Raw genomic sequence first — 13,047 nt, 5'->3', positions numbered from 1 at the left:
AGGTCACCGACCGGGTAGGTGCTCACTATGCGACGTCAAGCGCCGCGACGCTGCTGTGAAGGGTTGCCGCCCTCTTCCTCGTCGTCGTCGTCCTCATAGAGGTCGGCGTAACGGGAGTACAGGTCGTCGTCGTCCTGCCCATCGTCCTCGAAATGGTCACCGTTCGGTGACTGATTCGATGTCGACGATGCGCCCAGCTCCTCGGCCAGGCGTGAGAGGTCCGTCCCGCCGCTGTTGTACTTCAGCTGGCGGGCGACCTTCGTCTGCTTGGCCTTGGCCCGGCCGCGCCCCATGGCTCGACCCCCTCAACGACGGGGCTCGACGGCCCCAGAGTCTGACACGCGTTCATGATCTGGAACGGACTCTCCGTGGAGAGGCCGGTCCGTAGGGCTTCCACGGTACCTGAGCCCACGCCCATACGGTACGTCGCCCGCAGGGGCAGCGTGTGCCCAGGACCTTCGAGGCGCCCTGTCCTCGCTGGTCAATCGCGATTTTAACCACTTATCGGCGGCCGACCCGCCGACGAACGTGAGAGTTCTCTCTAAGTGCCCGCCGGCGGGTACCGGTCAAACGTTCACAGCGCGCGTTCCCCGGCGGCCTCGTGCATCCGCTGCTCGGCGATCCGGTCGGCCGCGGCGGCCGGCGGAATCCCGTCCGTCTTCGCACGTGCGAAGATCGCGAGCGTGGTGTCGAAGATCTTCGCCGCCTTCGCCCTGCACCGCTCGAAGTCGAAGCCGTGCAGCTCGTCGGCGACCTGGATGACACCGCCGGCGTTGACCACGTAGTCCGGCGCGTAGAGGATCCCGCGGTCGGCGAGGTCCTTCTCCACGCCCGGGTGGGCGAGCTGGTTGTTGGCCGCCCCGCAGACGATCCTCGCGGTCAGCACGGGCACGGTGTCGTCGTTCAGGGCGCCGCCCAGCGCGCAGGGGGCGTAGATGTCCAGGCCCTCCACGCGGATCAGGGCCTCCGTGTCGGCGACGGCCGTCACGCCCTCGGGATGGGCCGCCAGGATCCGCCCGACGGCCTCCTCGCGGACGTCCGTGATGACGACCTCGGCGCCCTCGTCGCGCAGATGCCGCACCAGGTGGTGGCCGACCTTGCCGACGCCCGCGATGCCGACCTTGCGGCCGCGCAGCGACGGGTCGCCCCACAGGTGCTGGGCACTGGCCCGCATGCCCTGGTAGACGCCGTAGGCGGTCAGCACGGAGGAGTCGCCGGCGCCGCCGTTCTCGGGCGAGCGGCCGGTGGTCCAGCGGCACTCGCGGGCGACGACGTCCATGTCGGCGACGTAGGTGCCGACGTCGCACGCGGTGACGTACCTGCCGCCGAGGGAGGCGACCATCCGCCCGTAGGCGAGCAGCAGCTCCTCGGTCTTGTCGCGCTCCGGGTCGCCGATGATCACGGCCTTGCCGCCGCCGTGGTCGAGACCGGCCATGGCGTTCTTGTACGACATCCCGCGCGCGAGGTTGAGCGCGTCGGCGACGGCCTCCGCCTCGGTCGCGTACGGGTAGAAGCGCGTGCCGCCGAGGGCCGGGCCCAGGGCGGTGGAGTGGATGGCGATGACGGCCTTCAGCCCGCTGGCGCGGTCCTGGCAGAGCACGACTTGCTCATGTCCGCCCTGGTCCGAGTGGAACAGGGTGTGCAGTACATCAGCAGGTGCGCCGGTCACGTCGGTCACTGTGGTGACTCCTGAAGTAAAGAGCGGCGGGTGGACTGGGCTCCCGTACGGGTGGCGGGGGCCCGTGAGGACGAGAGTAGAGCCTGTGGGGCCCGCCATCCGGGCAGTGTTGAGGATCACTCGTTCCCCAGGAGCGCCCGTGCGACGATTTGCATGGATTTCCCGCAGGTTCGTGGCGGGTTCCGCAGGTTTTCCCGGTGGCGGGCGGGGGAGGGAGCAGGCGTGCCCAAGGTGTCCTCGGTGATCGTTCCGTACGCGACGTATCTGCGCGTCTACGAACCGCTGGCCGCCTTCCCCGAGCCCGAGCGCGGCCACTGGGCCCGCTACGCGGACCGCTCCGACCGGCCCTCGTACCAGGACGAACTGCGTCGCTCCCTCGCCGACCTGCTGCCCACTCCGCCCGTCCCGGTGCCGGTGCACGAGAGCAGCGAGGCGTTCGTCCTGGACGTGGACGGCGTGGTGTGCGTGTGCCCGTGGCGCACCCGGCTGCGCGGCTGGCAGGCCCTGCAGGAGCTGGGCGACGAGCTGCCCCCACCGGTCCTCGACGCGGTGCTGCCGGAGGTCGTACGACGGCAGGCGACCCAGGACTACGAGCGCTGGCTGGTGCGCAACCCGGACGCGCGGCCCTGGATCCGCACGGGGACCTGGCAGGTGCCGCTGCACTGGTTCGTGCTGGTCGCCGACGAGGAGCGGCGCTTCGACAAGGGCTCCGGGGACATTCCGCCGATGCTGCGCTACCGGACGCCGATGGTGCAGGCCCGGCGGCGCGTGGCGCGCGCCCTGCGGGCGCTGAAGGACGCCATCGACGAGGGGCCGCTCATCGACGGTCTGCTGGACGTGGGGCGCTGGCTGGAGGAGTTCCACCCCCGCTCCCTGGTCGAGCTGGACTACGGCGGCCTGGTGCACACCCTGCCGGCCGGTGAGCTGGAGGACGACCACTCGGCGGCCGACGTGGCCGAGGGCATCGAGGCGCTGCGCCGCGGCGACGGCGCGGCCGCCGGGGAGGCGTACGGGCGGCTCGTGGAGCGCTGGCGGTCCGTCAGGGACCGGCGGTCGGCCAACTAGCGCCCTGGCCTGCTTCGGGGAGCCGCGCCGTGCCTTAGATAACGAACTGGCGTTTGACGAATCGCCCGTTTTGGGGTTTCGTCCTCGCACCGAGGTTACTGAGGTGTCGTCAACATCGGACGTACGGCCCGATCCGGGCTTATGTGTCGAGGGTGACGGACCGCACGTTCCCGGCTCTTGCGTCGCTTGCCCCTCCTCATGCCAAAATAGGACAAGGAGTCCGGGGAGGACTCCGTCCGCATTGCACGCTTTGGGGGGTCTGGTGACTCCTGATCGTCCTGTGACTGATCGTCACAGTGGCGTGACTGTCCGCTATGGCATGGTCCATCGGCTTCCGTCGCTGATGAACACCTGGAGGGCAATTCCATCGGTTTGGCCGACGCGGCTGGACAGATGGTGTAGTTGTAGTGCCGAGGACAAGCCGTTCGTCCTATAACCGACTCGACCCGCGTCCACCATTTCGGGCAACGCGGGTCAAGGTGCAGAATTTAGAGGAAAGAACCGAGAAGGTTCGGTTCTCCCGAGGAGGCCGCTCATGACCGCTCGCACCCCTGATGCCGAGCCGCTGCTGACCCCGGCTGAGGTCGCCACCATGTTCCGCGTCGACCCCAAGACGGTCACGCGGTGGGCGAAGGCCGGAAAGCTCACTTCGATCCGTACGCTCGGCGGGCACCGCCGCTACCGCGAGGCGGAGGTCCGTGCTCTGCTTGCGGGCATCCCCCAGCAGCGCAGCGAGGCCTGACAACTTCATAACAGGGCAAACCGGCAGGTCCCCCAACTGCGTCGAGTTGCCCGAACCCTAGCTCCAAGCGACGCGGGTTCTGCCCCAACAGGACCCACGCCCAAGCCCATCGGGACTTTTCGAGCAAGCGACAGGGTGCGTCGTCGATCGCGCTGGACTCCGCCGAGTCCGGCGCGATCTTTTTTGTGCGCGCGGCCCGCCCGCCCGGCCGGCCCTGTGGGCGGGCTTGTCGGAGTCTGGGGAGGGCTGTCGGATCTCCTGTGAGCGCCCCTGGGGCGACCCGCCCAGGGTGGTGCAATTGCACATATTAAATTGACCTGTTGTAGGCGGGGTGTAAGTACCGCGATCTCAGAAACTCATGCGGTGACACCCGTCACACGGCCCACAGCTTGTTGGCGCCGCCGCGCGTGCGCTAAAGGGGGTCGGCGCTCCAGCTTCCCCCGGGCGTACGGGTGTTGGGCGGTCCGGGCGCTCACGCACCGGCTGGACTCTCTTCCTCGACCACCTCGTCCGGCGCCTCGGCGGCCGGCGGCACGGAGTCCATCGCCAGCCGCAGGAGGTGGTGGCAGATCGGGCAGTGGCGGGTCAGATGGCGGTACGACGAGGCGGCCGACAGATGTGCACGGAGCAGAGCTCGCGTCTCGTGCCTCACCGAAGCCGTCATGCGCCACCTCCAGGGCCCACGGGGAAAGGGCCCTGGTCTCTGGGTACCGACGGATGAAGACGCCGTCAAGACGGCGTGGGACGCAGGGGGGTCTGTGGGAACACTTCGAGGCCTCGGTGCGCAACGGGCCGTTGAGGCATGAAGAAGGGCCCGCAACCCCCGTAGGGTGCGGGCCCTTCTTTCTTCACTGCGGTCCTGACGGGATTTGAACCCGCGGCCTCCACCTTGACAGGGTGGCGAGCACTCCAAACTGCTCCACAGGACCAGGTTTCGCGGCGCTATTCGTGCGTTGCGCTGCGAGAAGAGACTGTACAGGAGGGTGAGCCCCCTGGTCGAACTCACCCTCTGTGAGGGGCTGGTCACGGTGCGGCCGCGTCGATCGCCTTCACGATCCGCTTGTCCGAGACCGGGTACGCCGTGCCCAGCGCGTGCGCGAAGTAGCTGACCCGGAGCTCCTCCAGCATCCAGCGGATGTCCTTGACCGAGGACGGCACCGGGCGGCCCTGGGGGAGCTGTTCCAGGAGCCAGGCGTACTCGTCCCGCATTTCGTGGACCTTCTCCATGCGCGTGGTGTCGCGCTGGACGTTGGTCGGCATCTGCTGGAGGCGGCGGTCCGCGGCGACCAGGTACCGCATCAGGTCGGGAAGGCGGCGCAGACCGGCCTCGGTGACGAAGCCCGGCTTCACGAGGGCGTCCAGCTGGGCCCGGACGTCCTGGAGGTTGGGCAGCAGGACGGGACTGCGGACGCCCTTCAGACGGCGCTCACAGGCCTGCCAGGCGGCCAGCACCTGCTGCACCTGACCCACCGTGCGGACGGTGGTGTCCACGATCTCCGCGCGCACCCTCTCGTACAGCTTGCGGTACGACTCCTCGTCCCACGCCGGCCCCCCGAAGTCCCCGATCAGCTTGTCGGCCGCGGCCATCGCGCAGTCGTCGAAGAGCGCCTGGATCGAGCCGTGCGGATTGGCGGAGAGGGCGAGCTTCTGGGCGTTCGTCAGCTTCTCGGACGCGAACTTCGCCGGGTTGACCGGGATGTTGCGCAGGATGAGCCGGCGGGTGCCCTTCCACATCGCCTCCGCCTGCTCCGCCTCCGTGTCGAAGAGGCGTACGGAGACCGTGTCGCCGTCGTCCACGAGCGCCGGGTACGCCTTCACCGGCTGGCCGGCGCGGCGGGTCTCGAAGACGCGGCTGAGGGATCCGATCGTCCAGTCGGTCAGGCCGGAGCGTTCCAGGGATTCCCCGCCGGAGCGCTCCGCCGTCGCCGCGGCCGCCTGGGACAGGGCCTGGCGGGCCTTGGGCCGCAACCGCAGCCGCAGTGTCTCCAGGTCCTTCTCCTCGGCCAGCTTCCGCCGCCGTTCGTCCACGATCCGGAAGGTGACGCGCAGATGCTCCGGGACCTTCGACCAGTCGAAGTCCTCGGCGGTGAAGGGCACTCCGACCATGCGCTTCAGCTCGCGCGCCATGGTCGTCGTCAGCGGCTCCTGCAGGGGTACGGCCGTGTCCAGGAACCGCTTCGCGAAGTTCGGGGCCGGAACGTAGTGGCGGCGGATCGGCTTGGGCAGGGAGCGGATCAGCTCCGTCACCAACTCCTCCCGCAGACCCGGGATCTGCCAGTCGAAGCCCTCGTCCTTGACCTGGTTGAGGACCTGCAGCGGGATGTGGACCGTCACACCGTCGGCGTCCGCACCCGGCTCGAACTGGTACGTCACCCGGAACTTCAGGCCGCCCTGCCGCCAGGAGTCCGGATAGTCGGCCTTGGTGACCGCCTCCGCCGACTCCCTGATGAGCATCTCGCGCTCGAAGTCCAGGTACTCCGGCTGCTCGTGCCGCTTGCGCTTCCACCAGGAGTCGAAGTGGGCTCCGGAGACCACGTGCTCGGGCACCCGGGCGTCGTAGAAGTCGAAGAGCGTCTCGTCGTCGACGACGATGTCCCGGCGCCGGGCGCGGTGTTCGAGCTCCTCGACCTCGCTCAGCAGCTTGCGGTTGTCGGCGAAGAACTTGTGGTGGGTGCGCCAGTCGCCCTCGACGAGGGCGTTGCGGATGAACAGTTCGCGGGAGGCCTCGGGGTCGATCCGGCCGTAGTTCACCTTGCGCTGGGCGATGATCGGGACGCCGTAGAGCGTGACTTTCTCGTACGCCATCACCGCCGCCTGGTCCTTCTCCCAGTGCGGCTCGCTGTAGGTGCGCTTGAGGAGGTGGCCGGCGAGGGGTTCGACCCACTCCGGCTCGATCCTGGCGTTGACGCGGGCCCACAGGCGCGAGGTCTCCACCAGCTCCGCCGACATCACGAACCGCGGCGGCTTCTTGAACAGCGCCGAGCCGGGGAAGATCGCGAACTTGGCGCTGCGGGCGCCCAGATACTCGTTCTTGGCGCCGTCCTTGACGTCCTTCATGCCGATGTGCGACAGCAGACCCGCGAGGAGGGAGACGTGGATACGGTCGCCCGGTGCGTCGTCCTCGTTGAGGTGGATGCCCATCTGCTTGGCGACCGTGCGCAGTTGGGAGTAGATGTCCTGCCACTCGCGGATGCGCAGGAAGTTGAGGTACTCCTGCTTGCACATCCGGCGGAAGGAGCTGGAGCCCCGCTCCTTCTGCTGTTCCCGGACGTACCGCCAGAGGTTCAGGTAGGCCAGGAAGTCGCTGGTCTCGTCCTTGAAGCGGGCGTGCTGCTGGTCGGCCTGCGCCTGCTTGTCCGCGGGCCGCTCGCGCGGGTCCTGGATGGACAGCGCCGCGGCTATGACCATGACCTCGCGGACGCAGCCGTTCTTGTCGGCCTCCAGGACCATCCGGGCCAGCCGGGGGTCGACCGGTAGCTGGGCGAGCTTGCGGCCGGTCTGCGTGAGCCGCTTGCGCGGGTCCTTCTCGGCCGCGTCGAGCGCGCCCAGTTCCTGCAGCAGCTGCACGCCGTCACGGATGTTGCGGTGGTCCGGAGGATCGATGAAGGGGAACTTCTCGATGTCGCCGAGGCCGGCCGCGGTCATCTGCAGGATGACGGAGGCCAGGTTCGTGCGGAGGATCTCGGCGTCCGTGAACTCCGGGCGGGCGAGGAAGTCGTCCTCGGAGTAGAGCCGAATGCAGATGCCGTCGCTGGTACGGCCGCAGCGGCCCTTGCGCTGGTTGGCGCTGGCCTGGCTGATCGGCTCGATGGGCAGCCGCTGCACCTTGGTGCGGTGGCTGTAGCGGCTGATCCTCGCGAAGCCCGGGTCGATGACGTACTTGATGCCGGGGACCGTCAGGGACGTCTCGGCGACGTTCGTCGCCAGAACGATCCTGCGCCCGGTGTGCTGCTGGAACACGCGGTGCTGCTCGGCGTGCGAGAGGCGGGCGTAGAGCGGCAGGATCTCCGTGCCCTGCCAATCAGCGCCTCCGGCGCGGGGGTACTGCTTCTTCATGAGCGCGTCCGCGGTGTCCCGGATCTCCCGCTCTCCGGAGAGGAAGACCAGGATGTCGCCCTTCCCCTCGCCCATCAGCTCCTCGACGGCGTCCGTGATCGCCGTGATCTGGTCCCGGTCGGCGTCGTCGGAGTCCTCCTCCAGGAGGGGGCGGTAGCGCACCTCCACCGGATACGTCCGCCCGCTGACCTCGACGATCGGGGCGTCGCCGAAATGCCGGGAGAAACGCTCGGGATCGATGGTCGCCGAGGTGATGACGACCTTCAGATCCGGTCGCTTGGGCAGCAACTGGGCGAGATACCCGAGCAGGAAGTCGATGTTGAGGGACCGCTCGTGGGCCTCGTCGATGATGATCGTGTCGTAGGCGCGCAGCTCGCGGTCGGTCTGGATCTCGGCGAGCAGGATGCCGTCCGTCATCAGCTTGATGAACGTCGCGTCCGGGTTCACCTGGTCGGTGAACCTGACCTTCCAGCCGACGGCCTCGCCGAGGGGGGTGTCCATCTCCTCCGCCACGCGCTCCGCGACCGTGCGCGCGGCGATCCGGCGGGGCTGCGTGTGGCCGATCATGCCGCGTACGCCGCGCCCCAGTTCGAGGCAGATCTTCGGGATCTGGGTGGTCTTGCCGGACCCGGTCTCACCGGCCACGATGACGACCTGGTGGTCGCGGATGGCCGCGGCGATCTCGTCCTTCTTCTGGCTGACCGGCAGCTGCTCGGGGTAGCTGACCGCGGGGACGCGGACGCGCCGTTCGCCCATGCGCTCCTCGGCGCGGGCGACCTCCGCCTCGATCTCGGCGAGCACGGCGGCACGGGCCTCCGCCTTGCGGATCTTGCGCGCGCCTTCGAGCCTGCGCCCGAGCCGGTGCGCGTCGCGCAGGGACAGCTCGGTCAGGCGGGGGGCGAGGGTGCCGAGGGCCGGGGCATCGGGGGCAGGGTGCGTAGACATACGCGATCCAGGATCTCATCCCCGGGAAATCCGTGGCGAACGATTTGTACCGGGGCGGGTGGCCGGGCATACAACGAGGCCCCGATCCGGGGATCGGGGCCTTGGCTGTGGCTGGGGCCGGGGTCGAACCGGCGACCTATCGCTTTTCAGGCGATCGCTCGTACCAACTGAGCTACCCAGCCACGAGACCGGTGAGGGTCTCGGCGGTCCTGACGGGATTTGAACCCGCGGCCTCCACCTTGACAGGGTGGCGAGCACTCCAAACTGCTCCACAGGACCTTGCTGTTGTGCGAACCAGTGAACCTAGTGTCGCACACCGTTTTGCGTGTCCCCAGCGAGTTTCCGCCGCTGCCACTCGGTGACTGCGGGGGCCCTCGTCAGCTGGGGTGACGTCGCTGGAGCAGCGTATCAGAGGATGAGCGGTGCTCTGAAAACGATCAGAAGCGCAGGCCGGACGGAGGGGTGCCGCGCACCACGCCGGCCCGCGCCGGCGTGGCGGCGGTCAGTACCGGGTGACCGGGCCGCAGACGGAGGTGGTGAACACGGTCTTGCCGTCCTGGCTGCCGGTCACCCGGAAGCCGGCCCATCCGTCCCGCTGCTCGGGCAGGGGGGTCGCCTCGATCCAGCAGGGGGACGCGAACTCGACGTAGCGGTGGAACTCCGTGGACATCTCCACCGGTGTCAGGGTGGCGGCCGGGCCGAGCAGGGCGCAGGAGGCCTGGCGTGCCGCCTCCAGCAGGACCATGCCGGGGATGTGGTCGCCGGCGTGGTCGAACATGACCGGGTGCCGGGTGTCGGGGGCGAGCAACCAGCGCTGGGGCCGGTCGGTGGGGGCGAGCACCACTTCGCCGGGGCGGATGCGGCCGACCTCGGCCGGGTCCATCCGGACCGGGTGCTCCTCGGGTTCCGTTCGCGGCGGTACGGACAGCGCGTCGCCGCGCAGCCGGCGGTAGGTCTCCGGCGAGAGACAGGTGAAGCTGGCGTTGCCGGTCCCCGCGGTACGCCCTTCGCGCCGGATCGTCACCTCCACACGCCTCCTGACCGTCACGGCGTTCCTGCGCCCTTCGGCGGCGATCGCGATCTCCACGGTGAAGTCGCTGGGCGTGGCCCCGATGAGGAGTTGCTCCGGCATGACCGTCCAGTTGAGGTCCCACATCACGAAGTGCTGGCCGACGAGGACTCCGAGCTCGGCGTGGGCCAGGCACAGCCCCGCCTGACGAATCGTCTCGGCCACCTGAAGAGGGTCGTGCCGCAGACCGTTCGGGCTGTTGAAGTACATGTGCGCCCGGGGCCACTGCCCGGTGAGCGCGAAGTGTGTCTCGTCGATCCGGGTGCAGCCGGTGAGAAAGACCTCGGCCACGGAGGCCCGGTGGACGTACTCGCGGGGCACCGTCGTCGTCAGTCGCGGAAGGACGTCGAGGCGCGGTGCGGAAAGGGTTCCCTCCGGTCGGTCGGTGTGGCGCTCTGGCTCGTGGACCGTCAGCACGCTCATGAACCTCTCCCCCAAGGAGGCGAATGGATGTGCCAAAGATACGTACTCACCGGTTTTATTTTCAAGGCCGAAGCAGCTTCAATTGCCTTGAATGTTGAGCTAGTTGGGCGCGAAGCGCCTCCATGGGCGAAATGATCCGCTCAAGAAACCGCCTGCCTGGTTTATGTCTGACCTTTGACGCCCCTCGATGGCGGCGACGACCGGCCGCCTCGGCCGGGGGCCGGCTGCGGCCACCGCCGAGCCCCGCCGGATGATGGAACCGGGGGGTCCGCATTCGTCGGTGCCGCGGTGACACGTGCGCGACCTGTGAGGATTCGGTGCGCGGCCCTCGTAGGGGGCCGTTCGGTCCCTTACGGCTTCTTCTGGGCCCGTATAAGGTACGTGCTGGATGGTTTTTTTGTGGGCCGTCTCAGGCAGGTCCTCGATCTGAGGGGAGGTCCCGTGGCACAGCAGGAGCGAGCGATCCGAACCCGCGCTGCGATTCTGCAGGCGGCGGCGGAGGTGTTCGCCGAGCGGGGGTACGCGGCCACGACGGTCGCCGACATCCTCAAGGTCGCCGGGGTCACCAAGGGCGCCTTGTACTTCCACTTCGACTCGAAGAAGGCCCTGGCCAAGGGAGTTCTGGGGGTGCAGACGTCGCTGGACGTGCCCGCCCAGAACTTCAAGCTCCAGGAGATGGTGGACACCGCCATGGTGGTGGCCCACCGGCTGACGCGCGACCCCGTGCTGCGCGCCGGGGCCAAGCTCTCGGAGGACCGGGAGGGACGCGCCCAGTACGGCAGCGCCTGGCCGGCCTGGATCGAGCTGCTGACGCGCTACCTGGTCGAGGCGCAGCAGCGCAACGAGGTCCTCGCGCACGTGGTGCCGCGGGAGACGGCGGAGTTCGTGCTGACGGCGTTCCACGGTGCCCAGACCTACTCCCACCTGGAGAAGAACCTGACGGACATCGAGTACCGGGTCTCCGTGCTCTTCCGGCACATGCTCCCCTCGATCGCGGCGCCGGCGGTCCTGGCGAACCTGGACACGGCTCCCGACCGGGGGGCCCGCGTGTACGCGCAGATGCAGGGCGAGAGCGAGGATCTCCCCGCGCTGCGGGCCGGCTGACCCGGCCGCTTCACCAGGCGGTGGCCCCGCCGTCCACGGGCAGGGTCGCGCCGGTGACGAACGACGCGGCGTCGCTGCACAGCCAGGCGGCCGCCTCGGCCACCTCCTCGGGGTCGGCGGCGCGGCCCTGGGGTGCCGAGGTGAGGCTGCGTTCCCTGGCACCGGGATAACGGGCGAACCAGCCGTCGGTCATCTCCGACCGTGTCAGGCCGGGGGCGATGACGTTGACCCGGATGCCGTCCTTGACGTACTCGACCGCCGCCGCCTTCGTCAGGCCGATGACGGCGTGCTTGGAGGCGATGTAGGCGGCTCCGGCCGATGTGGCGACCAAGCCGGCCGTACTGCTGGTGTTGACGATGGAGCCGCCGCCGCAGGAGATCAACGCGCCGATCTCGTGCCGCATGCAGTTCCACACGCCGCGCACATTGGTGTTCATGACCTCGTCGTACGCCTCGTCCTCCACCAGGTGCAGGGGGCGCGGCGCCACCACCGTGCCGGCGTTGTTGAAGGCGGCGTCCAGGCGGCCGTACGTGGTCGTCGCGTGCGCGACGGCGTCGGCGATCTCCGCCGAATTCTGCACGTCCCCCACCGCGTAGGAGACCTCTCCGCCGGTGGCGCGGATCTCGTCCGCGAGGTCCGCGAGCTTGTTCTTCCTGCGGGCGACCAGCACCACGCGGGCTCCCCGCCGGGCGAACAGGCGGGCCGCCGCCTGGCCGATCCCGCTGCTGGCGCCCGTGATGAGGACGACTTTTCCCTCGAGCGAGGTCGCCCGTCCGGATGCGTTCACAGCAGGTCTCACCGAAGCCTGCGCAGGCGTCATCAACGATCCCCCGTCTTCATGCCCTGGCTGACCCGGGCAAGGTAACCAGGCTCACGGGTGAAGAAGACAGGCTGGTCAGTTTTTTTGTTACAAAAAATCCACACCTCGCGGTGCTCGAACGCGTCGACCGCCGCCCGGAGGGGTGGCCGACGGTGCGCGCGGCGCGGGTCCGCCACTGAGCGTCATGAAAAAACCTGGTCACTGGTATGTTTGTGTGGCTGCGCTCCATACTCGGACGAGGGCATCGTCATGCAGGTCTTCCCCACTCCCGCACCGATCCGCGCCGTCGTCGAACTCGGCGTCGGTGACGTGCGGATCGCCGCGGGCGACCGCGCCGACACCACCGTCGACGTCCTTCCCGGCGACCGTGCCGACTTCCGTGACCTGGTGACCGCGGCCGAGGCCGTCGTCACCTGCGACGGCGAGGAGCTGCTGGTGTCGGTCCCGCGGGCGGCCGACCTGCCTCGCGGCGGCGGCTCCGTGTCCGTCGCCATCGAGGTTCCGGCGGGTTCCGCCGTGCACGGCACCGCGCTCGCCGGGGACTTCCACGGCACCGGCCGGCTGGGGGAGTGCCGGATCGTCGTCGACTGCGGCCACGTCCGGCTCGACCGGACGGGGCCGCTGCATCTCGGCTCCCTGCTCGGCAATGTCACCGTGGGGCGGGTGGCCGGCGACGTCGAGGCCGTCGTCGAGAGCGGCGCCGTGCGCATCGACTACGTCGAGGGCCGGACGCGGCTGACGCGGACTCAGGGAGCCACGCACCTCGGTGAGGTCGCCGGTGACGTGCACGTGTCGGTGGGCAGCGGGGACGTGCGCATCGGACGGGCGCACGCCGCGGTCGAGGTCCGGGTCGGACAGGGTGACATCGGTGTCGGCGAGGCCGTGCGGGGGCCGCTGGCGCTGCACGCCGAGCACGGGACGATGGAGATCGGCATCGTCGGCGGAGTGGCCGCCCGCCTCGACCTCATCTCCCGGCTCGGGACGGTCCACCGGCCCCCCGACCTGTGCGACGGCGGCGGGCCGGCCGCCCGCGCCGGCAAGGCGGTCGAGGTGTGCGCGCGTACCGGCGCCGGCGACATCGTGGTCCGCCGGGCGGAGTTCCGTACCGACGAGGAACCGTCTTGCTGAGACTCCGCGGCACCTGC

10 protein-coding genes and 3 tRNA genes are annotated in these 13,047 nt (G+C 69.3%); 4 read left to right on the top strand and 9 right to left on the bottom strand.

Annotated elements, in window-relative coordinates:
* Positions 1–35 precede the first annotated feature (35 nt).
* Both LN251_RS13215 and LN251_RS13210 read right to left on the bottom strand, forming a co-directional pair.
* Positions 36–293: a DUF3073 domain-containing protein gene (locus LN251_RS13215; protein ID WP_458244612.1), complete on the bottom strand. Its 258-nt coding sequence runs from the start codon at positions 291–293 to the stop codon at positions 36–38.
* 281 nt (positions 294–574) lie between these two features.
* Entirely contained in the window at positions 575–1,678 is a 1,104-nt protein-coding gene (locus LN251_RS13210) for a Leu/Phe/Val dehydrogenase (protein WP_458244611.1), read from the bottom strand.
* Between the two features lie 222 nt (positions 1,679–1,900).
* Between LN251_RS13210 and LN251_RS13205 the strand changes: the two genes are divergently transcribed.
* On the top strand, positions 1,901–2,743 hold the full coding sequence (locus tag LN251_RS13205; protein WP_458244610.1) for a hypothetical protein: 843 nt from the start codon (positions 1,901–1,903) through the stop codon (positions 2,741–2,743).
* 535 nt (positions 2,744–3,278) lie between these two features.
* Positions 3,279–3,485, top strand: coding sequence for a developmental transcriptional regulator BldC (gene bldC / locus LN251_RS13200; RefSeq protein WP_003949541.1), 207 nt, complete (start codon positions 3,279–3,281; stop codon positions 3,483–3,485).
* A gap of 472 nt (positions 3,486–3,957) precedes the next feature.
* On the opposite strand, the gene LN251_RS13195 is transcribed toward bldC, so the two are convergent.
* From LN251_RS13195 to LN251_RS13170, 6 genes are all read right to left on the bottom strand, one after another.
* Positions 3,958–4,149: a DUF6274 family protein gene (locus tag LN251_RS13195; RefSeq protein WP_458244609.1), complete on the bottom strand. Its 192-nt coding sequence runs from the start codon at positions 4,147–4,149 to the stop codon at positions 3,958–3,960.
* Positions 4,150–4,339: 190 nt separating this feature from the next.
* Positions 4,340–4,414, bottom strand: a tRNA-Asp gene (locus LN251_RS13190).
* A 94-nt stretch (positions 4,415–4,508) separates the two neighbouring features.
* Positions 4,509–8,486, bottom strand: coding sequence for an ATP-dependent RNA helicase HrpA (gene hrpA, locus LN251_RS13185; RefSeq protein WP_458244608.1), 3,978 nt, complete (start codon positions 8,484–8,486; stop codon positions 4,509–4,511).
* 108 nt (positions 8,487–8,594) lie between these two features.
* Positions 8,595–8,668 (bottom strand) — tRNA-Phe (locus LN251_RS13180).
* A gap of 22 nt (positions 8,669–8,690) precedes the next feature.
* Positions 8,691–8,765, bottom strand: a tRNA-Asp gene (locus LN251_RS13175).
* A 223-nt stretch (positions 8,766–8,988) separates the two neighbouring features.
* Positions 8,989–9,978 carry a ScbA/BarX family gamma-butyrolactone biosynthesis protein gene (locus LN251_RS13170; RefSeq protein WP_458244607.1) on the bottom strand — a complete coding sequence of 330 codons (990 nt, stop codon included), beginning with the start codon at positions 9,976–9,978 and terminating at the stop codon, positions 8,989–8,991.
* 441 nt (positions 9,979–10,419) lie between these two features.
* Here LN251_RS13170 and LN251_RS13165 point away from each other — a divergent pair, with 441 nt between their 5' ends.
* The gene (locus LN251_RS13165) at positions 10,420–11,082 is read left to right on the top strand and encodes a ScbR family autoregulator-binding transcription factor (protein WP_458244606.1); all 663 of its coding nucleotides are present in this window, start codon (positions 10,420–10,422) and stop codon (positions 11,080–11,082) included.
* Positions 11,083–11,092: 10 nt separating this feature from the next.
* On the opposite strand, the gene LN251_RS13160 is transcribed toward LN251_RS13165, so the two are convergent.
* Positions 11,093–11,869, bottom strand: coding sequence for an SDR family NAD(P)-dependent oxidoreductase (locus LN251_RS13160; RefSeq protein ID WP_458244605.1), 777 nt, complete (start codon positions 11,867–11,869; stop codon positions 11,093–11,095).
* Positions 11,870–12,151: 282 nt separating this feature from the next.
* On the opposite strand from LN251_RS13160, the gene LN251_RS13155 reads away from it, so the two are divergent.
* A complete protein-coding gene (locus LN251_RS13155; RefSeq protein WP_458244604.1) occupies positions 12,152–13,030 on the top strand; it encodes a DUF4097 family beta strand repeat-containing protein in 879 nt (292 codons plus the stop codon).
* Positions 13,031–13,047: the final 17 nt, after the last annotated feature.

The sequence above is a fragment of the Streptomyces sp. MAI_2237 genome, assembly GCF_054189285.1.
Note: the sequence above shows the minus strand (reverse complement) of the source record. Positions and strands in the feature narration are given on the sequence as shown.

Coding starts and splice junctions, on each gene's coding strand:
- LN251_RS13215 (WP_458244612.1), bottom strand. CDS start 293: ATGGGGCGCGGCCGGGCCAAGGCCAAGCAGACGAAGGTCGCCCGCCAG.
- bldC (WP_003949541.1), top strand. CDS start 3,279: ATGACCGCTCGCACCCCTGATGCCGAGCCGCTGCTGACCCCGGCTGAG.
- LN251_RS13195 (WP_458244609.1), bottom strand. CDS start 4,149: ATGACGGCTTCGGTGAGGCACGAGACGCGAGCTCTGCTCCGTGCACAT.
- hrpA (WP_458244608.1), bottom strand. CDS start 8,486: ATGTCTACGCACCCTGCCCCCGATGCCCCGGCCCTCGGCACCCTCGCC.
- LN251_RS13170 (WP_458244607.1), bottom strand. CDS start 9,978: ATGAGCGTGCTGACGGTCCACGAGCCAGAGCGCCACACCGACCGACCG.
- LN251_RS13155 (WP_458244604.1), top strand. CDS start 12,152: ATGCAGGTCTTCCCCACTCCCGCACCGATCCGCGCCGTCGTCGAACTC.